The sequence below is a fragment of the Parendozoicomonas callyspongiae genome (genome assembly GCF_023502345.1).
GTDB lineage: Bacteria > Pseudomonadota > Gammaproteobacteria > Pseudomonadales > Endozoicomonadaceae > Sansalvadorimonas > Sansalvadorimonas callyspongiae.
On sequence record NZ_JAMFLX010000008.1, the window covers coordinates 91,745 to 118,252 of the forward strand.

General features: G+C 49.0%; 23 protein-coding genes. 12 read left to right on the forward strand and 11 right to left on the reverse strand.

Annotation, left to right across the window (positions count from 1 at the left end):
• The first annotated feature begins 170 nt into the window (after window positions 1–170).
• Window positions 171–1,217, forward strand: a complete 1,047-nt coding sequence (gene sohB / locus M3P05_RS07805) for a protease SohB (protein WP_249698943.1) — start codon at window positions 171–173, stop codon at window positions 1,215–1,217.
• 67 nt (window positions 1,218–1,284) lie between these two features.
• On the opposite strand, the gene M3P05_RS07810 is transcribed toward sohB, so the two are convergent.
• From M3P05_RS07810 to M3P05_RS07820, 3 genes are all read right to left on the reverse strand, one after another.
• Window positions 1,285–2,454, reverse strand: a complete 1,170-nt coding sequence (locus tag M3P05_RS07810) for a cation:proton antiporter (protein ID WP_249698944.1) — start codon at window positions 2,452–2,454, stop codon at window positions 1,285–1,287.
• A 134-nt stretch (window positions 2,455–2,588) separates the two neighbouring features.
• Window positions 2,589–3,065 carry a DUF934 domain-containing protein gene (locus tag M3P05_RS07815; protein ID WP_249698945.1) on the reverse strand — a complete coding sequence of 159 codons (477 nt, stop codon included), beginning with the start codon at window positions 3,063–3,065 and terminating at the stop codon, window positions 2,589–2,591.
• Window positions 3,049–4,710 carry a nitrite/sulfite reductase gene (locus tag M3P05_RS07820; protein WP_249698946.1) on the reverse strand — a complete coding sequence of 554 codons (1,662 nt, stop codon included), beginning with the start codon at window positions 4,708–4,710 and terminating at the stop codon, window positions 3,049–3,051. Before M3P05_RS07820 ends, M3P05_RS07815 begins: the two co-directional genes overlap by 17 nt.
• 234 nt (window positions 4,711–4,944) lie before the next feature.
• Here M3P05_RS07820 and M3P05_RS20960 point away from each other — a divergent pair, with 234 nt between their 5' ends.
• A complete protein-coding gene (locus M3P05_RS20960; protein ID WP_283777722.1) occupies window positions 4,945–5,067 on the forward strand; it encodes a hypothetical protein in 123 nt (40 codons plus the stop codon).
• A gap of 60 nt (window positions 5,068–5,127) precedes the next feature.
• On the opposite strand, the gene M3P05_RS07825 is transcribed toward M3P05_RS20960, so the two are convergent.
• From M3P05_RS07825 to M3P05_RS07835, 3 genes are all read right to left on the reverse strand, one after another.
• A complete protein-coding gene (locus tag M3P05_RS07825; protein WP_249698947.1) occupies window positions 5,128–5,328 on the reverse strand; it encodes a DUF2970 domain-containing protein in 201 nt (66 codons plus the stop codon).
• A gap of 111 nt (window positions 5,329–5,439) precedes the next feature.
• Window positions 5,440–6,963, reverse strand: coding sequence for a hypothetical protein (locus M3P05_RS07830; protein ID WP_249698948.1), 1,524 nt, complete (start codon window positions 6,961–6,963; stop codon window positions 5,440–5,442).
• Between the two features lie 181 nt (window positions 6,964–7,144).
• Window positions 7,145–9,127 carry a monovalent cation:proton antiporter family protein gene (locus tag M3P05_RS07835; RefSeq protein ID WP_249698950.1) on the reverse strand — a complete coding sequence of 661 codons (1,983 nt, stop codon included), beginning with the start codon at window positions 9,125–9,127 and terminating at the stop codon, window positions 7,145–7,147.
• Between the two features lie 235 nt (window positions 9,128–9,362).
• On the opposite strand from M3P05_RS07835, the gene M3P05_RS07840 reads away from it, so the two are divergent.
• From M3P05_RS07840 to M3P05_RS07855, 4 genes are all read left to right on the forward strand, one after another.
• Window positions 9,363–9,623: a glutaredoxin family protein gene (locus tag M3P05_RS07840; protein WP_249698951.1), complete on the forward strand. Its 261-nt coding sequence runs from the start codon at window positions 9,363–9,365 to the stop codon at window positions 9,621–9,623.
• A complete protein-coding gene (locus tag M3P05_RS07845) occupies window positions 9,616–10,515 on the forward strand; it encodes a cobalamin-binding protein (RefSeq protein ID WP_249698953.1) in 900 nt (299 codons plus the stop codon). The genes M3P05_RS07840 and M3P05_RS07845 overlap by 8 nt, the downstream gene beginning before the upstream one ends.
• A 66-nt stretch (window positions 10,516–10,581) precedes the next feature.
• The gene (locus M3P05_RS07850) at window positions 10,582–11,478 is read left to right on the forward strand and encodes a cation diffusion facilitator family transporter (RefSeq protein ID WP_249698955.1); all 897 of its coding nucleotides are present in this window, start codon (window positions 10,582–10,584) and stop codon (window positions 11,476–11,478) included.
• Between the two features lie 179 nt (window positions 11,479–11,657).
• Window positions 11,658–13,313, forward strand: a complete 1,656-nt coding sequence (locus M3P05_RS07855; protein ID WP_249698957.1) for an RING finger protein — start codon at window positions 11,658–11,660, stop codon at window positions 13,311–13,313.
• 86 nt (window positions 13,314–13,399) lie between these two features.
• On the opposite strand, the gene M3P05_RS07860 is transcribed toward M3P05_RS07855, so the two are convergent.
• The 3 genes from M3P05_RS07860 to M3P05_RS07870 form a co-directional block, all read right to left on the reverse strand.
• Window positions 13,400–16,489, reverse strand: a complete 3,090-nt coding sequence (locus tag M3P05_RS07860; protein ID WP_249698958.1) for a MexW/MexI family multidrug efflux RND transporter permease subunit — start codon at window positions 16,487–16,489, stop codon at window positions 13,400–13,402.
• A 4-nt stretch (window positions 16,490–16,493) separates the two neighbouring features.
• Window positions 16,494–17,573: an efflux RND transporter periplasmic adaptor subunit gene (locus M3P05_RS07865; RefSeq protein ID WP_249698959.1), complete on the reverse strand. Its 1,080-nt coding sequence runs from the start codon at window positions 17,571–17,573 to the stop codon at window positions 16,494–16,496.
• 171 nt (window positions 17,574–17,744) lie between these two features.
• Window positions 17,745–18,209, reverse strand: coding sequence for a DUF1499 domain-containing protein (locus M3P05_RS07870; RefSeq protein WP_249698960.1), 465 nt, complete (start codon window positions 18,207–18,209; stop codon window positions 17,745–17,747).
• Between the two features lie 170 nt (window positions 18,210–18,379).
• On the opposite strand from M3P05_RS07870, the gene M3P05_RS07875 reads away from it, so the two are divergent.
• The 5 genes from M3P05_RS07875 (at window position 18,380) to M3P05_RS07895 (ending at window position 23,805) form a co-directional block, all read left to right on the forward strand.
• Complete coding sequence (locus M3P05_RS07875) at window positions 18,380–19,171, forward strand: MOSC domain-containing protein (RefSeq protein WP_249698961.1); 792 nt, start codon at window positions 18,380–18,382, stop codon at window positions 19,169–19,171.
• Between the two features lie 159 nt (window positions 19,172–19,330).
• Window positions 19,331–20,788 carry an aminoacyl-histidine dipeptidase gene (locus tag M3P05_RS07880; protein ID WP_249698962.1) on the forward strand — a complete coding sequence of 486 codons (1,458 nt, stop codon included), beginning with the start codon at window positions 19,331–19,333 and terminating at the stop codon, window positions 20,786–20,788.
• 138 nt (window positions 20,789–20,926) lie between these two features.
• Window positions 20,927–22,288, forward strand: a complete 1,362-nt coding sequence (locus M3P05_RS07885) for an L-serine ammonia-lyase (RefSeq protein WP_249698963.1) — start codon at window positions 20,927–20,929, stop codon at window positions 22,286–22,288.
• A gap of 184 nt (window positions 22,289–22,472) precedes the next feature.
• A complete protein-coding gene (locus M3P05_RS07890) occupies window positions 22,473–22,862 on the forward strand; it encodes a hypothetical protein (RefSeq protein ID WP_249698964.1) in 390 nt (129 codons plus the stop codon).
• A 298-nt stretch (window positions 22,863–23,160) separates the two neighbouring features.
• Complete coding sequence (locus tag M3P05_RS07895) at window positions 23,161–23,805, forward strand: J domain-containing protein (RefSeq protein WP_249698965.1); 645 nt, start codon at window positions 23,161–23,163, stop codon at window positions 23,803–23,805.
• Between the two features lie 308 nt (window positions 23,806–24,113).
• Here the strand turns inward: M3P05_RS07895 and M3P05_RS07900 are convergent, their stop codons facing one another.
• Both M3P05_RS07900 and M3P05_RS07905 read right to left on the reverse strand, forming a co-directional pair.
• On the reverse strand, window positions 24,114–24,536 hold the full coding sequence (locus M3P05_RS07900) for a CreA family protein (protein WP_249698966.1): 423 nt from the start codon (window positions 24,534–24,536) through the stop codon (window positions 24,114–24,116).
• A 176-nt stretch (window positions 24,537–24,712) separates the two neighbouring features.
• On the reverse strand, window positions 24,713–25,633 hold the full coding sequence (locus tag M3P05_RS07905) for a hypothetical protein (protein ID WP_249698967.1): 921 nt from the start codon (window positions 25,631–25,633) through the stop codon (window positions 24,713–24,715).
• 235 nt (window positions 25,634–25,868) lie between these two features.
• On the opposite strand from M3P05_RS07905, the gene M3P05_RS07910 reads away from it, so the two are divergent.
• Window positions 25,869–26,450 carry a DUF1285 domain-containing protein gene (locus M3P05_RS07910; RefSeq protein WP_249698968.1) on the forward strand — a complete coding sequence of 194 codons (582 nt, stop codon included), beginning with the start codon at window positions 25,869–25,871 and terminating at the stop codon, window positions 26,448–26,450.
• The last annotated feature ends 58 nt before the right edge of the window (window positions 26,451–26,508 follow it).

The window sequence follows — 26,508 nt, forward strand, 5'->3', positions numbered from 1 at the left end:
CGTCAGAGTATTTGACTGCTTTATACGTGTCAACCGTAATGCAGTTGTTTTACCTGTTGCTTCATAAATGCATTCACATCAAACCTTGATGGCAGCATTTTGTGTAATATACCGTGAGCTTGGACAAAGTCTGGTTTATCCTATCGCCTTGGCATATATCAAGGAGATGGATGTTGGAATTTCTGTTCGAGATTGGCCTGTTTCTGGTCAAGGTTGTCATTCTGGTTGGCGGAGTTCTGGCAATTGTAGCTGGTGTGGCTGCTGCCGGTGGGAAAGGAAAGGGTGAAGCCAAGGGGCAGATCAAGGTTCGTAATCTTGCCGATGAATACAAGAACAACCAGAGAACTCTTGAGGAAACCATCCTGGAATCCGATGAGCTGAAGAAAAAACGCAAGCAGGAAAAGAAAGACGCAAAGGCCAAAAAGAAGGCTAAAACCGAGGATGATCATGAGATCAAATCACGGGTTTATGTGCTTGATTTTCATGGTGATATCCGTGCCTCAGCAGTCAGCCGTTTGCGCGAGGAAGTTACCGCCGTTTTAGGTCAGGCTCGTACCGAGGATGAAGTTGTTGTTCGTCTGGAAAGCTCCGGCGGTATGGTACACACCTACGGTCTGGCTTCATCCCAGTTGCAGCGTTTTCGTGACCAGAGTATTCCACTGACAATTGCCGTGGATAAGGTTGCAGCCAGTGGTGGTTACATGATGGCCTGCCTGGCAGACAAACTAATTGCGGCCCCCTTTGCCATTCTGGGTTCCGTTGGTGTTATGGCACAGATTCCCAACATCAACAGGCTGCTGAAAAAGCATGATGTTGATATTGAACTGCACACTGCTGGCGAATATAAGCGGACTCTGACCGTGATGGGTGAAAACACCGAGAAAGGGCGAGAGAAGTTTATTGAGGATCTGGAAAAGACCCATGAACTATTTAAGGATTTTGTTGTTCGCGCCCGTCCTAACGTCGATGTGGAGCAGATTTCTACCGGTGAGATCTGGTATGGCACCCAGGCGATCGGTAAACAACTGATTGATGAACTGAAAACCAGTGATGCCTACCTCACAGACTGCTTCGCCAGGGAGCAGGATGTTTATCATATCAGCTGGACTGAGAAGAAAACGTTACCGCAGAAGTTTGGACTGGCCGCACAGCATGCTGTTGGAGGTTCTCTGAACAGCCTGTGGGAAAAGCTGGTTTCCAGCCGTTTCCCCGGTTAACTTTTCCTGTTTTTTTTATGCAGTTAGGGAGACATCCTTAACTGCATTCTTTATCCCTTCTCAATATTCAATCCCGCCTTAAACGGTCGTTAACAGCAATTGGCGACTCATATCTGAAAACAACAATATACGAAGACAACAGCAAGGTGAGAATTGCCACGGCCTGAATAACATGGGCGGCTACGTTATCGATTAACAGCTGGCTGGTCGCGACAGTGGCAATCAACAAAGAAAACTCACTGTTCTGCCCCAGGCGGGCTCCAACTTCCCAGGCTGTCGACTGCTTCTCACTCACTTTACGCAGGAAGAACCAGAATACGGGTGGTTTCAACAGCAGGCAGATGGCGGAAAGTACAAGTCCTGGAATAATCACTTCGTCCAGTAATCCGAGATTAAAACTGGCTCCAACAGAGAAGAAGAACAGAATCAGGAAAAAGTCCCGCAAAGGCTTGAGATTGATAGCGATATATTGGGCAATCGGGCTGGTTGCGATGGTGATGCCAGCAACAAAAGCTCCAATCTCAGCAGAAAGCCCCAGGGTATGAGCCAGTTCAGCCAGGCCAAGACACCACCCGATGGCCAGCAGGAACATGTACTCATGGAAACGATCGTATTTTGCCATCAGTGGCAACAGCATATAGCGTACGATGCCCCATGCTCCCATAACCAGCAGGGGCAGGGTGGCGAGGGTGGCCAGCAGGGACAGGTAACCATTGCTCAGGCCTTTGCTGTTATACAGAACCAGCAGCATCATAATGGCGAGTAGATCCTGCAACAGAAGCAGGCTGACCAGAAGTTCACCGGTGTGTTTGTGGTGCAGCACAGTTGTAGGGAGCAGCTTTATGCCGATGATGGTGCTGGAAAACATCATGGTGCCCCCGATCACCAGGCATTCCGTTGTTGAGAAGCCAAACGCATAGGCTGTGCCATAACCAAGAGCGGCAAAAACCACCGAGCTGAGCAGCCCGACAATGGCGGTTTTTCGCAGCATATGCATCAGGTGGCTGGGCTGCATATCCAGCCCAAGAAGGAACAGAAGGAAGATAATGCCAGCGTGACCAATATCGGTCAGCAGGTCGGTATCATTGATAAATTCCAGGCCGTAAGGGCCAAAGATTCCCCCCAGGGCAATATATGCCACGATCAGCGGCTGACGAGTTGCCAGCGCGACCGTAGCCAGTAACGCCGCACCGGTAAAAATCAGAAAAAAAGAGTAAAACAGAGAGCCTGAATCCATGGGGTAAAACCGTTATAGGAATGCAGTCAGTATATCGGTTTATACGTGCTTGGGAAGCTGGGGAGAGACTTGAGTGCCGGTAAAGCTGACAGAAGTCATCATTACCGGCAACTGAATTGTGACTGAAAGGAGTCTTACATTCGGCGGAAAAGAGGTTCAGGTCGATCCCATGAAATCTGATAGGCCTCTGAAAATGCATTTAGGCTTGTACGGGATGTATCAACTGATTCTTGGTCAGGGAGAACAAATCCGCTAAATCCGCAGCGGGCAAAGTAATGAACCTGGTCTGGCAGGAACTGCCCTGTGGCAATGATCTTGCCGGTAAAATCGAGTCGTTCCCGTAGCAGACGGGCGAGGGTAAACCCTCTGCCATCGGTAAATGCGTGAAAATTGATTGCCACAACAGGGACATCTTTTACCAGCTCACCCACGGAATCAATCGGGGTATCAGCACTGGTTATAAGCCCGAGTTTCCACCGGTCTTCCTTGTTAACTGATGTCAGTTGTTCAGGTGAGACCAGGGTATTTTCCTGGAATGGTGCCTTTTGCTCGGAGGGAGCGATAGCCCATGAAAACTGCGCCTCTGTTGTTAGCTCAATGGCCTGTTTCATAAACACGCTCCTTAAATGGTGTCAGACCAATACGGCGATAAGTGGCAAGGAATGGTTCATTTTCCAGACGCTGCTCTAGGTACACTGCCAGAAGGCGGCTAACGGCATCAGGTACCTCGGCACGACTGATAGAACGGCCAAGGATTTTGCCCAGTGACGCATCATGCCCGGCAGAGCCGCCAATCATAATCTGGTAAAACTCCTCACCTTTCTTATCAACACCCAGAATACCAATATTGCCGATATGGTGATGAGCGCAGGCATTCATACATCCGGAGATGTTCAATGACAGATCACCCAGATCATGCAGGTAATCCAGATCCTCAAATTTCTGCTGGATGGCACTGGCAACAGGGATGGATTTGGCGTTAGCCAGGTTGCAGAAGTCACCGCCCGGGCAGCAGATAACATCGGTCAGCAACCCTGCATTGGGTGTTGCCAGACTCTGACTTTCAAGTTCCTGCCAAAGCTGGAACAGATCATCTTTGCGGACATCAGTCAGAACCATATTCTGCTCATGGGTGATACGTAGAATCCCAAAACTGTATCGATCTGCCAGCTGGGCGATATGATCCATCTGGGTTGCGGTGATATCCCCAGGGGCTACACCGGTATTCTTAAGTGTGACCACGACAGCTGCATAACCTTTCACCTTGTGAGAGGAAACATTCCTTTTATACCAGTTAGCGAAACCTTTGTTCGAAGCAAGGCTTCTGTTCAGGGTTTCTGATTCTTCAGGAAGTTGAGAATAATCTGGGGCACTGAAGTGGGAGGTGACTCTGTCAACTTCCTTGGTGGTGAGAGTTGCCGGCCCATCCTGTAAAAACAGCCACTCCTGTTCAACATGAGCCTTGAAGGTATCAATACCCATGGCTTTAACCAGGATCTTGATGCGGGCCTTATACTTGTTGTCCCTGCGGCCATACTGGTTGTAAACCCGCAATATGGCGTCCAGATATGTCAGCAAATGCTGCCATGGCAGGAACTCATTGATTACAGTACCGATGACTGGTGTTCGGCCAAGTCCGCCACCTACAAAAACCTTAAAGCCAGTTTTGCCCTGTTCATTTTTCCGAAGCTGCAGACCGATATCGTGAAATTGAACTGCCGCACGATCAGTTTCAGAATTCCCGGTTACTGCAATCTTGAACTTCCTTGGCAGATACGCAAACTCAGGATGGAGTGTTGACCACTGACGGATAATTTCACACCAGGGGCGAGGGTCGGCTGTTTCACCTTCCTGGACACCTGCAAAAGGATCGGTGGTGGTATTGCGGATACAGTTGCCGCTGGTTTGTATCGCGTGCATCTGGACGCTGGCCAGTTCCGCAAGAATATCCGGCACCTGTTCCAGTTTGGGCCAGTTAAACTGAATATTCTGCCTGGTGGTAAAGTGGGCATATCCCTTGTCATAGAAACGGGAAATATAAGAGAGCTTACGCAGCTGCTGGCTGCTCAATAGCCCATAAGGAATGGCCACCCGTAACATGGGAGCATGCCGCTGCACGTAGAGTCCATTCTGCAGACGTAGTGGTAGAAAAGCTTCCTCGCTTAAATCGCCGGACAGGTACCGCCGGGTCTGATCCCGGTATTGCTCAACGCGTTCATCAACAATGCGCTGGTCAATCTCTGAATAGGTGTACATAGTTGTTTTTGTTTGCGCATCAGGCTTTGCAATTATCATTGCGAGAGAAAAATATCAGGGTGTTTTTATTCTTCAAAGTAATATTTATTAATATAAAAAGACTCAAAAATTATATAGAGCCAGAAGATATGCCATTCAGAAATCCATTGACGGGAACTGAAATAGATTCTTGAGAGATTCACGGGAGAACGCTAATCTGGACGAACAATAATAATTGCAATCAGGAGAGTGGGTATGGATCAGAATTCTTTTAATGAAGAAAAGACAAACCAGGACAGCAAGGTTGATGCAATCTCAGCAGTCGCTTTGATTGTTATTGCCGTGGTTATTGCTGTGTTCTGGGTATCAGGTCAATAAGCTTTTTCTGTTGAAATTTCTCCGGGCTTAAAGCCTTTTCGATAGCCCGGAAGCACTGCTCTAGTCCACTATATATCCCACCAGAAGAGCCAGCCCTACAACAAAAAGTGCAGTAAATATGATACCGGAAATGATGTAATAGCCCGGGTGCCCATTTGCAAAATCCTGCTGCCTTTTCTTCTCGCTCTGTACCCCAAAGGCTGCAGCCAGCGTGCTCTGGATAACAGAAAACACACCTGGTTTCTTATCCTTCTCGATCATGTCTGTTCAGCCATTTTCGTCTGATGTTGTCATAACTATGTCCTGATAAATAAAAAAAGGCCAGAACCTTGATGGCTCTGACCTGTTGAGAATTTCGTGCTCTAAGGTGGATTAGAGTTCGATATGCCTGGACTCCACGCTTTCAGCCGAATCCTCTTCTAAGTCACTGACAGGATGAACTCTGAGGTTTAGTTTGGTCTGCTGTCTCTGAGGGAAACCCCAGCGTACAACTTCTTCAATGGAGGCCGTGATGCTGCCGGTAATAAGCGATGCAAACAGACCATCACGGAACTTGTAGAGAATGACCTCTCTCAGGGGGTGGTCCTGGACACAGTCAACACCAAAGGATTTATAGATCTTATGGGTTATAAAGCCCACAGCCAGTGAACTGGCCATCATGGCAGCAGGTGTCACCTTATTGTCCCCGAAATATGCCCGCATGGTGCGGGGACCCAGCAACTGCCCGAGTGAAGCTCCAACAAATTTGGTAAAGCTTCCTGCCACCATTCCAGAAAGGTGGGACACTGTCCCACTTGAGCCATAACTGCTTCGGATAATGTAGAGTGGCGTTGCAGCAGAGAGAGAGATACCAGCCATAACCAGATTGGATGAAATATGTCGGGTTAAACGGTCATCCGACCACTGACTGAGGTAGTCATCGACGAAGGGCATAATGGCACGGTTAATACCGAAAACAGTCGCGTTACTGATCTTGCCTTCATAGTCATGGGTGATTTTGGAAGAGAGCAGATACCACAGTGAACCTGTGGCAAAACCGCCAAGAGCAGAGGTCAGAATTTTTCTTTTACCGGGTGAAAGACCGTAAATATTGTCAATCAACTTGCCTGACGCTTCCCCCAGCAGAAGGTTGCTGTGGGAAACAACCCGTGACATGGCGAAGAATTTGGAAGCTTCATACATGCTCAGATTGTGTTTGCTGCCATCAAGGCCTACATCAGATATACCGGCGTAACTCAGGATCATAACGGCCATCACGCCCCGGGCCTGCCATTCCGGAGGAATTTTTCCCAGTCCCGGAATTGAGTACTGTTCGATAAGCGAGGCCATTCCCTCACCAACTTCCTCAACCAGGTTGTTGACTGATGCCATAACCATAAGGTGACCGGCGTTACCCCTCATGTTGGTGTCGGGGTGTCTCCAGCTCATTCCCGTACCGTCATTCACAGATCCCATGGCAATGGCCGCACCTAAGAGAGGCACCAGAACCCGGGCTCCATTTTCCACCATAGACCTTTTGGTTTTCTGGTGTTTCAGGTTCCAGTCGGTTGTGAACGAACTGTTGGCATTCTCTTTTCCCAAAGGCAGTGTCAGCCGGAAGGGATTACTGCCTAGCCTTACTGATCTGTCTGGAAGCGGGGCGTCCTGATGTGTTGCCGAGATTTCAATATCGGCAATTTTCTTGGCCATGGCATTGGCAAGTTCAACCTGAAGATTACCGGATTCATCGGTTCTGTAATCAAATGTGCCAGAGTTGTCCTTATAAAGAACAATAATGCTTGGCTCTGGCATTACTTGAGTGTCTGAATTTGTCTCTGTGGCTTTGGCCAGTGTCGGGATAAGTGTGTAAAGCAGGATGATTTTGAAGAAGTGCAACAGCCCCTTGTATCCCGACATCGGTAATCCTCCAGCGGAATTGAGTAGAATCTAGTGGGTGATAAGCCTAGTAGGGACTAGCGTGTAAGCAAGAGAGAAAACGTAATGTTACTGTTATCAAGCCTTAGAATAGTTAGAGGTGTCAATAAGATACATTCTTTTGGGATATATATCTGATATTCCTTATAAAAACAAAGGAATACTATTTACCTCGAAGGAGCAGGGCCTCACCGTGTTCAATCTGCTTTGAGGTGCCTTTCAGCAGCAGGACATCCCCTGAATTCAGTACCAGTCCGTCTGTTGGATCGATATTAGATCCTTCACGGGTTATCCGTTTGACTTCTACACCGCCTGCCTGCAGGTTTATATCTCCAAGGGCTTTTCCTACTGCCCAGGCTTTTTCTTCCAGAGTGACGCCATGGCGCAGTTTGCATGGGTCGCCTTCGGCGGTGTGCAGTACTTCTGACTGCCCAAAAAAGAAGCCATGCAGGATATCGTAATGTTCTCGCCGTACAGATTGGATACGCTGGGCAATGGAGTGTTCAGGGTGTCCAAGCATTGTCAGTACATGGCTGACAATCAGCAAACTGGATTCCAGCACCTCTGGGACAACCTGGGTAGCTCCTTCCTGTTTGAGAGTATCCATATGACTGTCATCGCGGGTTCTGACCAGAACCGGAACATAGCTGTTGACCTGGCGGATACCTTTCAGGGTTTCCATCGCGGCCCGGGAGCTGTCGATACAGATAACCACCATGCGGGCACGGTTAAGTCCAGCCGCTACAAGAAGATCCGTCCTGCGGCAGTCGCCATAGAATACCGGTTCGCCTGCACGGTTGGCTTCCTGAACATGAATGGGGTCGTCATCAATCGCGATAAAGGGAAGCTGATCCTCCTGGAGGAAGTGACTGATTGCCTGTCCGACCCGCCCGTATCCAAGAATCAGAATATGCTGGTGAATATCTTCCACCTGCTGGCTGATAACATCAGTTTCCTTGCGGGGCTCCCGGTTCTGGCGATTGCCATGGACAAACAGATCGGCCAGCGGACCACTGAACCGGATCAGCAGGGGAGTTGCCGCCATTGAGAAAATGGTGACCGACAGAATGAAAGATGATGTGGAGGAGAGCAGCAGTTCGTGCTGATTGGCCAGCGCCACCAGGGCAAAACAGAATTCACCACTTTGAGCCAGTGATATACCTGTTTTAATCGCAGTCTTTTGCCCACGTTGGATAAAGTGAGCCAGCAAGGCGATTAAGCAGGCCTTAAACAGGATCAGTCCGGTTCCGGCCAGCAGAATCATATGCCAGTTGGCGATAAACAGATCCAGGTCAAGCATCAGGCCAACCGAGACAAAGAACAGTCCCAGCAGGATATCCCGGAAGGGGCGGATATCAGTCTCAATCTGGTGGCGGTAATGACTTTCACCCAGCATCATACCGGCCACAAAACCGCCGAGAGCCATGGAAAGATCCAGAAGATGTGTGAGCCAGGCAGCCACAAGGCAGACCACAATTGCACTCAGAACAAACAGCTCTTCGGACTTGGTGCGGGCAATTTCATGAAACATTCTAGGCAACAGCCAGCGCCCAACCAGAACCATAAAGGCCACAAAGCCAATGCCCTTTGCCATGCTGATCATCAGCGAAGTGGACAGGCTTGTTTCGCCAATACCGGCAAGAGCAGGAATCAAAATCAAAAACAGAACGGCGGCTATATCCTGGAAGATCAATGTACCAATGGTCAGCTGGCCATGGCGGGAGCGGAGTTCATTTCGACGGGTCAGTTCTTTGGAAACAATGGCTGTGGAAGAAAGAGAGAGGCCAGCAGCCATAACCAGCGTTCCAACCGGAGAAAAGCCAAGAATCAGACCACAGAAGGCAATCAGCAGAGTGCTTATCAGAACCTGAAGTCCGCCCAGGCCAAATACAATTCGCCGCATGGCCAGAACATTGGCCAGGGAAAACTCCAGACCAAGAGAGAACAAAAGAAAAACCACCCCGATTTCTGCCAGCAGGGTGATATCGAATGTCCCGTCGATAATTCCGGTTGCCGTAGGGCCAAGAGCCAGACCCACCATCAGGTAAGCCAGGGTGTCAGGAATATGGAGACGATGGAAAAAAGCGATAGCGACAACTGAGACTGTGAAGATAATCAACAGTTGATTGAAGAAACCGAAATCCATATCCCGCCCCTTGTAAAATGCTCTGGTCTTATATCGTGATGCACTTCATGCGACTGCGGTCTAAATTCTCGTTGCAGCGTTATGATTTGTTTCGGTATTTTTATTTCCAGATAGAACGGCTCGAACAACCTATATCTGAATGCGACTGAATCTGTCGAAATTTCTCTTTAATCAAAGCACAATCTGACAATCAGCCATTAGCTTAGCATTTTCAAGGACTAATTGAGATTCGCTTATGCAACTTTTTCTTATGACAACAGCAGGTTGCCATCTTTGTGAGCAGGCACTTGAGATATTGAACGCTCTTCAGGAGCAGGCTGACTTCCAGCTGGATTTAATTGATATTGCTACCGATGATCAGTTGATTGACCGCTATGGCATCCGGATTCCGGTTGTTGTGGATGGCTGTTCAAAGAAAGAGCTGGGATGGCCGTTTACCGCACAGCAATTAGTCGATTGTTTTCATTTCAATTGTAACCGGGTTGAACATGCCTGATAGATCATTTGCATACAAATCCTTAAAAATATTTGCGTTTATCCTTTTAGCCGGGCAGTCCCATGCCGAGGTCAAAGTGATGGACTCACTCGGCCATGAAGTGGTTGTCCAAGGTCTGCCGAAAAGAGTCGTCAGCCTTGTTCCTCATGGCACAGAGCTGTTCTGCATGGCAGGAGGTTGTGACCGTCTTGTGGCTGTCAGCGCCAATAGTGATGCCCCTGAGTCAGTGAAAAAGTTGCCACATATCGGCCCATACAATGCTATTTCACTGGAGGGAATCCTTTCCTTTAATCCTGATCTGGTACTGGCCTGGCCTTCAGCTAATCCTACCGATGTTCTGGCACAGCTTAAGCGATTGGGAGTTCCGGTCTATGAAACAGATCCGGAAACGATTGAGCAGATTGCCGGTGAGCTGCGTGCCATGGCAAAGCTGTCGGGATCACAGCAGGGGGATCTGGAAGCGGCCAAGTTTCTGGATGGCTGGGCCAAACTCGAAAACATGTATGCGAGGCGCAGGCCAGTGCCGGTTTTTCTCCACATCTGGGATAACCCGCTAATGACATTGAATGACCAGAGTGCTGTTTCTTCCGTGCTGAAAGTCTGCGGGGGTTACAATATTTTTGGTGATGTATCAGTCAGGGTGCCTCAGATATCAGTGGAAGAGGTTGTTGCCCGACAGCCTGTCCTGATTGTTGAGGGAGATCACCGTCAGCGTAAGGAGAGTGGTGAGCTGGTCAAATACTGGCAACCATTCAATACAATACCGGCCGTGAAGAATCGTGATATTTACAGCATCAATGGCGACTATCTTCTCAGAGCAACACCGAACTTGCTCAAGGGAGCCAATGAACTTTGCGGACTTATAGATCAGGCAAGAAAGCGAATGAAATAAAGCTGTTGGAAAATAGTTTCCTGTCGCATATGTTATTGGTAAGAGAGTTTACAGACAGGAAACTGAGTGAATCAAACAAAGGTCAATCTCTCTGCAGAGGGTAAAGCCCGTTTACTGAAGCGGGCTTCGCTGGCTTCGGTCGCAACAGCTTTTATTTTAATCATGGCCAAACTGGCGGCCTGGGGTGCAACAGGTTCTGTCAGTATTCTGGCGACTTTTATGGACTCCCTGTTAGACGCCTTCGCTTCAGTGATCAATCTGATTGCTGTGTCCATTGCACTGAAACCTGCGGATGAAGATCACCATTTTGGTCATGGAAAAGCGGAGCAGCTCGCTGCGCTGGCACAGTCGGCCTTTATTGCCGGTTCAGGAATGTTCCTGATCCTTCACGCGATAGAGTCTGTTCGGTCCGATGATGTGATCGATAATGGCAGAATTGGATTGGCAGTAATGGGGTTTTCCATACTGTGTACCCTGCTTCTGGTGATGTATCAGACCTATGTGGTCAAACGTACCGGTTCCATGGCAATAGCCACTGATTCCATGCATTACAAGATGGATCTGTTGACTAACCTTGGGGTCGTCCTGGCTTTGTTCCTGGCTGCATCGGGTTACCCCTTAACTGACCCTGTGATAGGAATCGTCATAGCCATTTATATGATTTTCAGTGTGGGAAAAGTTGCCTGGGATGCGGTGCAGATGCTGATGGACAGGGCGTTAAGTCCTGAGCAGGATCAGCAGATCCGGGATCATGTGATGAAAATTGATGGTGTTCTGGGGATGCATAATCTGCGCACCCGGATGTCCGGGGTCAGGCCCATTATCCAGTTTGACCTGGATCTGGATGGGGATCTTTCTCTCAGGGAGGCGCACAGTATTGGCAAGCGCACTGAAAAGAGGTTGCTGAATGAAATCCCTGATGCTGATATCACCATTCATCTGGATCCAGAGAAGAGGGAGTGATCGGTAAATATCCGTGGGTAAGTTGTTAATTTCTGTAATGAATATCTCAGTGAAATTCTTATAACTCTTTAAATTTCAATATATTCTGACACCAAGTGCCTTGCCGGTGACAAATCACACCACCAAGAGGCATTCAGCCTTTGCTATATATTCTGCCATCAAATCAGACTGGGGTTGAAATGGCATTGTATTGGTTAGGAAGAACTGTCCAGGGAGCGGGAAAGTGTCTGGCTCTGGTTATTGTTCTCACACTGACTAGTCATTCGGCTCCGGTTAAAGCTTCAGGTTATTATGAGCCAGGCAGGGGAACCTGGCTTAATATCGGTAATTCATGGGTACTGCTCAGGGACTTTGATGCGCAGTACACTATGTCTGCCATGATTGGGTCTTCATTGCTTCAGCTGGGACTGCTCGGATTGTACCGGGGGTCTCAATTTGCTCTTCGCGGTCTGGCTGTGCCGGATTATCTTGTGCCTTCTTCAAGTCAATCCAAACTGATTTCAATGGGAGTATCAAGTGCCAGTGCTGTGCTATTTCATTATTACATGCACAGGGATCGTGAGACCGAAAGCGAACCACCTGAGCCTTCCAACCAATCTCGGCTGATCAGCGGTGAAACATCCTTTCTTGCCCCCATACATATCGTTAACAGCAGCCTTTCCAGGCATTTCAGACTGAATCTGTACCGCTATGCGCGTGAATTTCCCATGTTGGACATTCGGGATATTTCAGGAAGCCAAAATAGTATGGAATCAGGCAGAGACTCAGCTACCGAGGTTGACACCTCACCAGGATGGATGGAGCAAGGGCATGATGAGGAAGCCCGCGGGGCGGATCTGGATTATCTGGCGCAATATATGCGCATTTCAAAACAGTCACGTATTCAGCTCAGGTTACACAGGGAAAACCAAAAAATTGCCCTGGTGGTCAGCACGCTCGGGACTAACAGTGACAGTTGGTACAATTACAAAATACCGCTTGATGGTTTTAGTGAGTGGAGCATTACAGATATTCCTCTGCTGACTTCATGGATTCTGTCACCCGAGGTTTTGGGGATTATCAATCGAGTTGTCATTCCCATTAAAGGGAGTCGCTATTTATCGGAACAGTCTGTCAACGAGAGCTCAGAATTTACTGTGGCACAGGGAAGCTATCCCTGGGACTACTTGATAACTCTTAAAACTCCTCTCTCAACCCCTGATTTTGGCAGCCATCCTTACACAAACTATGGCATGTTCCATGGTGATGCCATTCAGCGGCAGGCCATGCCATCAGGCCGGTGTTGCGGGGCAAGTGATCCTGTCTGCACGGGCGTCTTAACTGTCACCGGTGAGGATCCTGTCTGGCCTCTTAACCAGGTAGGGGGGCTATCGCCATCGAAGCTTCATTATTTTCCAGGTCCTGTGAGGATGCGGGAACTCTCATCCCTGAGTGACGATAGCGATTGGGAGCCTTCTCCGTACATTGAGGTACCCTCCTGGGTCAGCCATGCGGTTTTATTGCCCCTTCATATTGGTCTGAATGTTCTATTACATTCAATCGCGGATAAAGTATTGCCAGTGCCTGAGACAGTCATCAGGGAGGAAGTGCCAGACCTGGCAGGTGCTGATCCAGCATCATCAGCACCAACAGGTTCAGCTTCCGATGAAACGGTATCGACATCAATGGAGTGCAGTGTCTGTCAGGATACTTATAAAGCAGGTGAAAAGGTTTGTGAGACGTGGTGTGGGCATTTCTTCCATGTTGACTGTTTCAATCAATGGTTCAGGGCACAAAACACCTGCCCAATGTGCAGGGACGAATCAGGCCTTATGGTTCGTGAGGTAACTCTCTAGGCAGCCTAAGGTCTTCTTGACTAAGGGGGGCATGTCTTGACCTGAACTGAGTCTGGTTCTCTGTCCAGGCCAAGACATGTTGCCAGTTATGTCACTGGCAACGCTTCTGAAGTTTCCTCTTGATTGATCTCTTTGGCAATAAAGGTGTACATCACCGGGATAACAAACAGGGTAAACAGCGTTCCTATGGTCATGCCGGTGGTGATGACCAGACCAATATTAAAGCGGCTGACAGCGCCGGCACCGCTGGCAAACAACAGTGGCAGGATGCCCAGAACTGTTGCGCCAGTCGTCATTAATACCGGGCGCAGACGAAGGGCGGCTGATTCCAGAGCCGCCTGGGCACGGGATTGCCCCTGATACTGCAGCTGGTTGGCAAACTCAACAATCAGAATACCGTGCTTGGAAATCAGACCAATCAATGTCACCAGACCTATCTGGGTATAGATATTCATGGAGATATTGATGCCAAGGGTCATCTGCAGCAAATTGCCCAGTACCAGCGGAATCAATGCCCCACAGATAGACATGGGAACAGTCAGCATAACCACCAGCGGATCGCGGAAGCTTTCAAACTGGGCCGCCAGAACCAGATAGATAACCAGCAGTGAGATGACAAAGGTCAGCAGCAGTGCCTGGCCTTCCTTCATAAACTGCCGGGATGGCCCCTCATAGTCGACACCAAAGCCTTCCGGAGCCAGTTGCTGAACCTGTTCATTCAGGAACGCCAGCGCTTCACCCTGACTGACACCAGGCAGAAGCATGCCCTGAATCTTGGTGGAGTTAAGCTGCTGGAACTGAGTCAGCTGGTTGGGTTTAGTTTCACTGCGTAGCTGAATAATCGCTGACAGTGGAATCATATCCCCCGATGCATTACGCACATAATACCGGCCCAGCCACTCCTTATTGAGGCGGAACTCCTGGTTGGCCTGCGGAATAACCTTGTAGCTGCGGCCATCGATATTAAAACGGTTAATATTGCCATTACCCAGCATAGTGGACAGCGTATTACTGATCTCCTTCATGCTGATGCCCAGCCGGGCGGCTTTGTTGCGGTCAACCAGCAGTTCGGTTTCCGGCTTGTTAATCCGCAGAGTGCTTTCAGCAAACATAAACAGACCGGACTGATTAGCTTTGCCCACTATCTGGTTGGCGACATTGGCAAGAGTCCGGTAGTCACTGGTGGTATTCAGAATAAACTGAACCGGCAGACCACCGCCTGATCCAGGCAGGGACGGGAAGATAAAGGAGAATGTCTGAATACCGGTGACCCGGGACAGATAGTTACCCTGCAGTTCCTTCTGTATTTCAAAAACACTGCGCTCACGTTGATTCCAGGGCTTCAGCACCATACCGGCAAAACCAGTATTCACGCCTGCACTGCCATTAATCAGGAATGACTGGAAGTACTCGGGAAACTGATTGAAGATCGGTTCCAGCTCCGCCGTGTACTTGTTCATATAATCGATATTGGCGTACTGCGGTGAAGTAGACACAATAAACACCAGACCATTGTCTTCCTGAGGTGCCAGCTCCTTTTTGGTCATCATGTACATGGGCGGAATGGTAGCCAGTACAATCAGAGCAAACACCAGGGTAACGGCTCGATACTTGAGAGCATCCTGCAACATACGCTGATAGATGTTCTTCAGCCGGTCAAATGCCTTATCAAGCCAAACTGCAAAAGCACCTTCGGAACCAGCTGGTTTCAGGAGAAGGGAACACATAACCGGGGACAGCGTCAGTGCCACGATACCGGAGACCACTACGGCTCCTGCCAGGGTAAAGGCAAACTCCCGGAACAGGGCACCAGTCAGGCCTTCCATAAACCCGATTGGGGCATAGACCGCTGCCAAGGTAATGGTCATGGCTATAACCGGCAGGGCAATTTCCCGGGCTCCCATCAGAGCTGCATCAAGTGGCTTATGACCCTCTTCAATATGGCGGTGAATATTCTCAACCACCACAATGGCGTCATCCACCACCAGGCCAATAGCCAGAACCATGGCAAGCAGGGTTAACAGGTTGATGGAGTAACCCATCATCTGCATACAGAACAGTACACCGATCATGGACAGCGGAATGGCAACAATCGGAATCACCACAACCCGGAAAGAACCCAGGAACAGGAATACCACCAGAATTACAATAACTGTGGCTTCCAGCAGGGTTTTCACCACTTCATCAATGGATTCCTGGATAAACTCTGTCGCATCATAAACGATCTCTCCCTGCATGCCGGTTGGCAGCTGTTTCTGAACAGTGGGGAGGTAATCTCTCAGGCGCTTGATAACATCCAACGGGTTGGCAGATGGAGTGGCAGACACGCCAATATAGATTGAAGGTTTGCCATTGAAGGCAACGTAGCTGTTGAAGTTCTCTGCAGAAAGCTCAACATCCGCGACATCTTCCAGCCGTACCAGTGAGTCGCCATCTGACCGTACAACAATCTGGTTGAACTGCTCAGGTGATGTCAGATCGGTTTTAGCATTGACGCTGGTAACCACCAGTTCGCCACGGGTCTGACCGGCAGCTGACTGAACGTTGCTGTTCAGGAGTGCCTGATTTACATCGGCGGCAGTGACTCGGTAAGCGGCCATCCGAACAGGATCGAGCCAGATACGCATGGCAAAGGTTTTCTGTCCAAGGATCTCCGCTTCACCAACACCTTCAAGGGTGGCCAGCTGGGGTTGAACAACCCGGGTCAGATAGTCAGTCACCTGCTCACTGTTAAGGCGATCGCTGTAAAAACTCAGGTAGACCAGGGCGCTGCCCTGATTACTGCCCTTGGTGATGACAGGGTCTTCGGCATCCTGGGGTAGCTGACTGCGAACCTCGTTGACCTTAGACATAATCTCGGTCAGGGCTGTATCAGCGCTGTAGCCAAGACGCAGATGGGCTGTGACTGTAGAAGAACTCTGGTTGCTGGAGGAGGTGATGTATTCGATGCCCTCGGCACTGGCAATAGCCTGCTGCACCGGGGTGGTAATAAATCCCTGGATAAGTTCAGCATTTGCTCCCGGATAAAAAGTTGTTACGGTCACAACCGCATCTTCCATATCCGGGTACTCACGCACCGGAAGCTTATTCAGAGCTTGAAGGCCGAGAAGGACAATCAGCAGACTGACAACTGTTGCCAGTACCGGTCGGCGTATAAACAGGTCAGTAAATTTCATGGGTTTACTCCCCGTTCTGGCTCAGAGCAACATGAGCACCGTTATGAAGTTTCAGCTGACCGGAAGTGACAACTTGAGTGCCGGCTTTCAGACCACTGACTATCTCAACACGATCATTCTCGATATCACCGGTTTTCACCTGAGTCAGGCGTACCGACAGTTTCTCAGGACTGTCGCCCTCAACCACGTAGACAGAATCCCCGTAAAGGGTATAAGTCACAGCTGTGCGAGGGACGGTAATGACCTGACGGGGCTCTTTGGCGAGCACACGAATATCAGCAAACATGCCGGGAATCAGTTGCAGCGCATCATTTTCAACCAGGGCGCGCACTTCAATATTACGGGTGTTGCTGTCGATGCGGGCATTTATGGCTTCGACTTCACCCATGAACTCCTGTTCCGGGAAAGCCCGGACGCTAAAGCGGACATCCTGACCGTTAAACAACTCAGGGTAATCCTGTTCGGGCAGGTTAAAGTCTACAAAGAGCTGGTTGATATTTTGCAGGGTAGCAACAAGCACACCTTCCTTAACATAGTCCCCTGGCTCAACCCGACGAATGCCGATGCGGCCAGAGAAGGGGGCATTGATTTTCTTTTTCCGCAGGGTTGCTTTGGTTTGCTCAACTGCGGCCTTGGCTTCATCCAGAGAAGCTGAGGATTGGTCGAAAGATGTTTGGGAGATCGATTTTTTTTCCAGCAGAGTGCGGTTGCGATCCCATGTCAGACGGGCCAGTTTCTCAGCAGCCTTGTAGCTTTTGAGGTTGGCCTGCTCGATATCGTCATCAAGCTGTACCAGCAGTGTGTCCTGCTTGATATCCTGACCTGATTCGAACAGAACTTTACTGACAAGACCGGGAGACTCGGTCTTGATATCAATACCCTGTCGTGCACTGAGAGTGCCGACAGATGTCAGGAAGGGCAGCCAGTTTTCCTGACTGGCTTCAGTTGTATCAACGATAACAGGGGGCGGGGCAAAAGATGCCATCCCTTTTGCCATCATTGTCTGTTCAACCTGTTTATAGGCGAATAGCCCTCCAAACAGCACGATCACGAAGATCAGCATGAACAGCATTCTTTTTTTCATGGAGGAGATCCCGATGTTTGAAACTATTTTATAGCTTTAATAAGAAGCCGCATTGGCCAGACCATGAAAATGGCAAGGAGGCTGTTACGGCGTCATCATAGAGTAAACACAGGGACTATATCGCAATTGAATTCCGATATGTATAAGGACTGCGCAAATTAAGAAAGAGCCTTACTTATTCTGCGTTTTGCTTCTCAATGTCTCGATTCTTTCACGGTTAACCCCGAAATCGTAGTAGCCGGTACGGGAAGCGGATCGTACATCAACGAGGCCGTCAGACTGAATCAATAGTGTGAGATCATCAACAAAACCAAAAAATCGGGATTTGAATTTGGCCTTGATAATATCCGGCCCAGAGTAGGTTACATGGGCACGAGGATCCTGTTTAATCCAGGCCAGCAGTATTTTACGAATGGTTGCGGTATCCTTGCCCGGATAAGAGAGAGGATTAACCCTGTGTTCTCCATGGGAGAAGCTGCTGACACAGTTTGGGCTGGATGGACAGGTAAGAGTCACTATCTCTGTTTCTGCTGAGCCGACCTGCTTATTCGCCTGGTCGCCAGCTGAAACGGGAGTGACAAAAACTGACAGAGCTATAAAGGGTGCCATCGCCAGCGAAAGAAATGTACGTCTCATTTGTTCCCTCTCCTTATCAATCAATATGACGTGTTTATAACGCAAACAGCCATGAGCGTGAAACGAAAAAGGATTGTTTGTTATCCGGTCATAGTCTTTCAAACCGTATTTTCACAGCTTCTGGAATAACGAGTTCCCAGAATATCAGAATAAAGAGTCCCTGGAATAAAATGATCAGCGTTTCTGAATTAGCCATTTATCCAATGAAATCCTGCCGGCAACTGCCTGTAAATCATCACAGGGTTGATGCATTCGGTTTAACCGGGGATCGACGCTGGATGCTTATTGATAGTAATGGGAAGTTTCTCAGCCAGCGTACTCATCCTGTTATGGTGCAGATTGAGTGCAGTTTGAATGATCAGGGGATTAATCTAACGGCTCCTGGTATGGGGACACTTACAGTGCCAGTTCCCGGCAATGACAACAACGTGATTGCCACTGTCTGGAATGATGACTGCCAAGCCCTTGATGCCGGTGATCAGGCTGCTGAATGGTGCAGCACATTTCTGAAAAACCAATGTCGCCTGGTTTATATGCCCGACAGCAGTTTCCGCCAGGTGAGTCTCAAGTACGCTGAACCGGGAATCAAAACAGGGTTTGCAGATGGCTTTCCGTTTCTATTGATATCCGAAGCATCCCTTGCCGAGCTGAACCGCCGGCTGGATATTCCTGTTCCCATGGTTCGTTTTCGTCCCAATATTGTCGTATCCGGATGTGAAGCTTTTGCCGAAGATTCCTGGAAGCGGATTCGCATAGGAAATATTGATTTCACAGTTGCTAAGCCTTGCACGCGTTGTGTGATGACCACCATCAATACCGATACTCTGGAGAAAGCCAAAGAGCCTTTGAAAACTCTGTCGGCCTACCGTCGGGCTGAAAAAGGAGTGGTCTTTGGCCAGAATCTTATTCATCACGGAGTGGGGGAGCTCAGCATAGGAATGTCCGTCGAAGTTCTGGAATAACAGAAAAATATCCTGTTTTTTGTGGGGTGCGGTATATCCTTATGTCTGGCCGTGACACCCCTCATATATAACTGTTTCGTAATTCTAATCAATCATTAGCAAATGAATCACCCTCTACAGTTGTAGTTGGTGATGTCAGTGGTTAATAAGGATCTAAAAGTGTCTGCATTAGAAAACCTGAAGCCGGCTTCCCTGTGGAACCACTTCCAGGATATCTGTGATATTCCTCATCCTTCCGGTCAGGAAGCCGCTCTGCGTGAGCACCTGATTGCCTTCGCCAACAAGCACGAGCTTGAGTACAGCGTTGATGAAACCGGCAACCTGATTATCCGTAAGCCTGCAACTCCAGGCATGGAAGACCGTGCCGGTGTGATTCTGCAAAGCCATATGGATATGGTTCCCCAGAAGAATGCAGACACTGATCATAACTTTGAAACCGACGCTATCGTTCCGTGGATTGATGGTGAGTGGGTGAAGGCCCGTGGTACCACTCTGGGTGCCGATAACGGTATTGGCATGGCAGCCTCCCTGGCCGTTCTGGAATCCAGGGAACTCAAGCATGGTCCAGTTGAAGCGCTGTTCACCATCGATGAAGAGCGCAGCATGGCTGGTGCTGAAGGTCTGAAGCCTGGTTTCGTCAACGGTACCGTGCTGCTGAACCTGGATACTGAGGAAGAGGGTGAACTGTACGTTGGTTGTGCTGGTGGTGTTGATGTTCTGGCTGACTCCACTTACCAGCTGGAAGATGTTGCCGCTGGCAGCAAGTTCTTCAACCTGACCGTAAAAGGTCTGCTGGGTGGTCACTCCGGCTGCGATATTCATCTGCAGCGTGGCAACGCCAACCGTATTATGGTTCAGATACTGAAGCGCTTGCAGGCTATCGGTGGCCGTATTGTTGAGATTGATGGTGGCAGCCTGTCCAACGCTATCCCGCGTGAAGCATTTGCAGTTGTCGCTATTGCTGCTGACAAGGCAGAAGAAGTGGCTGCTATTGTTGATCTGCAACAGGCTACCGCCCGTAAGGCTCTGGCAGAAACTGATGCCGGTGTTATGGTTCTGGCTGAAGAAGCCGAGGCTTCCACTCAGATTATGTCTGCCCAGGATCAGCAGAAGTTCCTGGACCTGTTCCAGTGCGTACACAACGGTGTCGACCGTATGAGCGAGAGTGTTGCCGGGGTGGTTGAAACCTCCAACAACTTCGCCATTATGCGCGTTAAGGAAGGCAAGGTGTTTGTTCACTGCTTTGCCCGCTCCCTGAGTGATGACGCCACCACCGAGATGGGCGAGCGTCTGTGCTCCCTGTTCCGCCTGGCTGGCTGTGACGTGCGCCAGGAAGGTCAGTTCCCAGGCTGGAAGCCCAATATGGATTCCGCCATCCTGGCTTCCATGAAGGACACTTACCAGGACCTGTTCGGTAAAGAGCCTGAAGTGAAGGTGATTCACGCAGGTCTGGAGTGTGGCCTGCTGGGTGGTATCTACCCAACCTGGGATATGATTTCCATTGGCCCAACCATCTGCTTCCCTCACTCTCCTGATGAAAAAGTTGAGATTGAAAGCGTTGAGCGTTTCTGGACTCTGCTGAGTGAATCTCTTGTCAGAGCGCCAAAGGCCGCGTAATGTCTTTCTGGCGGGTCAATTGATCCGCCAGTTCTCCCTCTATTGCTGATAAATTCAATTAGAACTCCTCAGACTGTTGGAGTGGAGTACTGTGCTGACGATAATTAATACAATTCTCAGTCGCGGCAGGAGTGCTCAATGTCCATTAGTGTGTTTGATCTGTTCAAGATCGGTTTAGGCCCCTCCAGCTCACATACCGTTGGCCCAATGAGTGCCGCCTTTCATTTTGCCAGCCAGCTTGCCGGGCAGCCTGTCGCTGTGGTTCAGATCACTCTCTATGGTTCGCTTTCCCTGACCGGCAAAGGTCACGCCACAGATCGAGCGGTGGTTTATGGGCTCTCCGGGCTGAAGCCGGAAACGACTCTGCCGGATGAGGCAGGTATTATCTGGAGTTCGGTTAAAAGCAGTGGCCAGTTGAGTCTTCCCTGTAAAAAAGAAATTCCTTTTGATCCAGACCGTAATATTTTATTTGTTGATCAACCCCTGCCTGAACATCCCAATGGCATGAAGTTCACAGCAACTGCTGAAGATGGTTCCATGATTCTGGAGCAGATCTGGTTTTCAACTGGGGGAGGTTTTATCGCTACCCGGGAAGACCTGACGAATCAATCTGGTCAGCAGAACGAACTCACGATTCCATACCCATTTTCATCCGCAGAAGAGCTTTTACGGCTCTGTGCCAGCCACCAGATAAATATGGCAGAGCTTCTTCTGGCAAATGAGAAGGCCAGAGGAAGTGATGAAAAAGAGATCTCAAACAGTTTGGATAATATTCTGCAGACTATGGAGTCATGCATTGAACGTGGTTTCCAGACCGAGGGCGTGCTGCCCGGCGGTCTTGATGTGCAGAGAAGAGCGCCCGGGCTTTACCAGCGCTGGCAGAAGGAGGTTGAGAGTAATGATCCCCTGCAGGTCATGGACTGGGTAAGCCTGTGTGCACTGGCTGTCAATGAAGAGAATGCTGCCGGAGGGCGGGTGGTGACCTCACCGACCAACGGAGCTGCCGGGGTCATTCCTGCTGTGATCGCTTTTCATAAGCAATATGATCGCTCAGCCTCGCAGGACTCTGTGCGTCTGTTTCTTCTTACCGCAGCGGCTATCGGCATGCTCTACAAAAAGAATGCTTCCATCTCGGCAGCGGAAGTCGGCTGCCAGGGTGAGATTGGTGTCGCATCATCCATGGCGGCAGCGGGACTGGTTGCAGCCTGGGGGGGAACGATGGAGCAGGTTGAGCACGCTGCTGAAATTGCCATGGAACACCATCTTGGAATGACCTGCGATCCTGTGGCCGGACTTGTTCAGGTTCCCTGTATTGAGCGTAATGCCATGGGTGCCGTTAAAGCAATTAACGCCGCAAGGATGGCCCTCAGTGGTGACGGCAAGCACCGTGTGACTCTGGATCAGGTTATTGAAACCATGTACCAGACCGGAAAGGATATGCAGGACCGGTACAAGGAGACCTCTCAGGGTGGCTTGGCTGTTAATGTTGTTTACTGTTAACTGGCAATTATCAGTATTAATTCTTATAAACTGCTGACGGGTTAGTTATTTTTTCTTTTTTTCTGAAAAGAGCTGATTTCTCGGAAAGAATGTGTATAATGCCGCCACTTCATACACATCAAAATGCTCACTTCAATTGAACCCCGCACAGAAAGAAATCGGCCAAGAGGTAGAGGTAAATCCAATGGGAACGCTCAACATGGGCGGACGTTTCTTCAAAAGTGAAGAACTCGAGCTCATTGAGCAGCGTCGGCTGGAAGCGCTTCTGGAAATCACCACGAAGCACAGTGAAGAAGTTCAGAGTCTCAAGGCTCAGGTTGAACAAGCTAACAGCAAAGCTGCTAAAGCTAACAATCAAATCAAGAGCCTGGACAAGGATCTGAAAAATCTTCGTTCTGAAAACCCAGATCGCATGAAGAAGCAGATTAAGCGTCTTCAGGAGCAGAATCGTGCTATGACTTCAGAGAACAACACTCTGAAGAGCAAGCAGAAACAGCTCCAACAGCAACTCGATGCTGCCAAGATGGAACTAGATAAGTTTAAAGCTGAAGAGAAAGAAGCTGAAGTAGCATAATCGCTGCAGTTTCTTTGCGTCCCTGATTCTGTGGTTTAGCCTTTGGGTTAAGCAACAGAAACTGGTGACAGGATGTGAGGCGAAAAAGGAATTCCAGTCAGCCTCGATCAAGAGAGTGGCGGGCCATTATCCTGGTGGATAGGGCAGGTCTGCAGTTTTTAAACTGCATAATCACTGCTAAAGGCCCGACATCTTTCAGCTTCAATGATCACTGCTTTATTAAACAGGATTGCGAGTCAAGGGTTTATTTATGAACCCAAAGATCGCGCTTGTTCTGTTAGTAGGATTATATTGCCTTGTGCGCAGCCTGAGAAAGGTGCCACCTTTTCATTCCCCTTTAATTCCTTTCACTCTTTTTGCCACAGCCCTGGTTATCCCTTTTCTTGTTCTGGTTGTTTCAGGTTATTTCTTCCTGTCAGTGATTTACCTTCTGCTGATGATTCCATGGAAAACCCAGCTGGTAAGAGTTGCTCATCATATCTATCAGGAGTTTCACAAGGAGGGTTTGGAAGAGAGTTATCGAAAGCTGGACTTTCAGCCTGACACTTTTCGTCTGGCAACAGACCTGGTTGAAATTGAGCTTAAACCCGGTGAACGCAACATCGTTGGGACTTTCTCCAAAGGTGAACACTCAGGGAAAGATATTGGTAACCTTGATCCTGGCAAACTCTCAGCCCTGCTTAGTCATTTGCAGGACAAATATCCCCTGACTTGCCTGTTGATCAATCTCTGTATTGAAACAGACTTTGATGGGGCACTGCCACCACCGGATATTGAAGCTGCGAGTACTTTGCTTGGTGTTCAGCCAAGTGCAGGACGAGATGCTATCAGCAGAAACTTTCGAAGACTTATGATGGGGTTTCACCCTGACCGGGGAGGTTCTGACAGCCTGGCCAGTATGATTTATGCTGCAAAACAAGTGCTTTTAGATGAGGCCGCGTAGACTGCGGCTAATATTTTTTCCTGCTGAAAACTCAGATTATTCAAGCACTTTAGCCTCCAGTAATATAAGAATTTCATCTAACTAACGACTGGCGGTTATCACCATCTAAGCAATACTTGCACCTGCCGATGCGATTGATGTCCCCCTACAGTCGTATTGGTAAGGTCTGAATGGCCTTGGTACTTGGATTGTGTACCTTTGTTTCACTCCTATGGTCTTGGCCCGGTGAGCTTCCCCCAGCTACCGGGTTCTTTTTTCAGGTTTGTGAGGAGTTGTGAAAAAGGGGCTGATTCTGCCAGCCCTGTCTGTTAGCGCGCCAAATAAAGCGGTACTGTTGAAATTGAGTGTGAAGCGTTATCCCCTTTTAGTTTCTTTGTATAGGCGATATAGACGAGAGTATCGTTCTCCTGGTCGTAAAACCGGTCAACGGTCATCGTTTTAAAGAAAAAGCTCTTTGCCTTTCTGAAAATATTCTTTGCTGGCTTTTGAAAATCACCTGTGATCGTTTTCTTGACCTGTCGGCATGCAATACTTGCGTTGGTCTGATCCTCGAATGAAAGTGCTCGGTCAGGGCTTGTTACATGGCATGCAACACCGTCAATCGTTGGGTCGTTAAATGACTCAATTGTAATGGTGTCTTTAAAAAGTATGCCGCTTGTTTCTACTGTGCCAATTTTGGCTGCAGTTGCATTAAGGCTAAAAGCCAGTATAAGAAAAAGTAAGTTTTTCATCCCATTATCTCTTTTTTCAGGTTCCTGCTGAGGGTTTGGTAAGGGATTTTGTTGGATATCGCTCAGCGTTTCAATCGGGATTATTCGTGGGTTAAGTGATTTTACGACCCTTGTAATCTTACATACTTTTGAACCGTCGTAATTGTTCAGAAATGTAGTTGTTCAGAAATTCTGGCTCAGTCAGCCGCTTGTTTTTCTGTGAGGTGTTTTCCTTGTCTGAGTTGTTTGAGGCTTTGAATAGTCAGCTGGTCCAGATGGGAATGATCAAGGTTGTCCTTTTGTAGTTTCCCTTTCTGCCAGGGGAGCCTTTTATAGAAACCCTGGGTGCCGGTTTGTGGTGAAGGAAACTTGTTAACCTGAAACCAGGGGGAGTAGTCAAAGTCACCTGGAGTGCAGTGTTTAGGGTTTCTTTGGTACAGGCGCTGGCTGTCTTGATCTTTTACAACAAGCGGCCGTACAGGAAAGTTCACAAAGCTGAAGGCTTCAGCAATCAGGGTGGCACATGTTGTTCTTGACCAGGGTTCCGGGTTGCGGAACAGGGTGGATCGCCATCTTCGTGGTAAGAGCCGGGTTGGAAGAAGGAGACGGCACAGATCGATTATCTGACGAATATCATATTCCTGCCCAAGCCTTGAGGCGGCATACTTCAGCACATCATATCGATCCGACTGCACCAGCCCCTGTGGTCTGCAGATCCGCAGGTGTTCGCCACGATAGATACTTAGGGGGCGGGTGACCGTACCGATACCAAACTCGCTTTCAATGATCAGTTGCGGATTCCTGCTGGAGCTAAGATCCCGGTCGAAGTGCTTGCGAACAAGCGCACTCAGCTCTTCATCCTCAATATCTTCAAGTCGACCGATATAGAGCATGGCGTGGGACCAGCGGCTGAATGTCAGCCTCTGAATAATACGTGCCACCCGTGAACGCCCCTCAACCAGGACGACATCACAAGGTTTTAACTCATGCCTGATTTCATCGAAGTCACTTAGGGCATGCCTGGATACTTCCGACTCATAAGTCAGCCAGGATGTACACCTGAAGAGCAGGTTGTGGCGAAGGCTGGGGAATATCTGCGAGATTCGTCCCTGAATCATCCCAGAGTGCTCCTTGTGGTGGTTTGTTCTTGCGCAAGCAGCGTTAGTAAAAGCGTGGCATAGAAATATGACAGTTGTGTGATATGGCAGGGATGATTGATGAGGGCTGTTCCTTCGAGGCTATCTTGAAGCTCGAGACTCAAACCTTGAAGTTCGAAACAGTAGTCTGAAATGACTTTGTAGCTACACCGCTATTATACTCCTTTCAAAACCGCTCATAGTTGGGGGATGAATGATGACTCAGGCGAAAGACCGCCCCTCAGGGTTGCTTGGACAGATTGTCGCTGAAACGGATGGTCGTAAGTTGCCTCCCGTCCATCAGTGGAATCCTCCTTTTTGTGGGGATATTGATATGGTGATCAAGCGGGATGGCAGCTGGCACTATATGAAGAGCCCCATAGGGCGTGAGCGGATGGTTCGTCTGTTTTCCACCGTGTTACGAAAGGATGGTGATGATTTCTTTCTGGTCACTCCGGTAGAGAAGGTTGGCATCATGGTTGAGGATGCCCCCTTTATTGCAATCTCGGTTGAAGTCTCTTCACAGAACGAAAAACCATGCCTTAGCTTCGTTACTAATGTCGGTGATGTGGTTGTTCTTGACCAAGAGCATCCGCTGCGTGTTGATCTTGATCCCCAGACCCAGGAACCTTCTCCCTATATCCTGGTTCGGGATCGGCTGGAAGCTCTGATTCACCGCAATGTTTTCTATCAACTGGTTGAGATGGCAGATATTCGTGAAATCAAAGGGCTGAAATGGTACGGCATAGAAAGCTGTGGAGATTTTTACCTGATAGCTCCCGCCCCTGAAGATCAATAACAACCAACATCTGGTTACCTCAAAGTAGATATAGATAATGGTCGACTGTTCTTCTTAT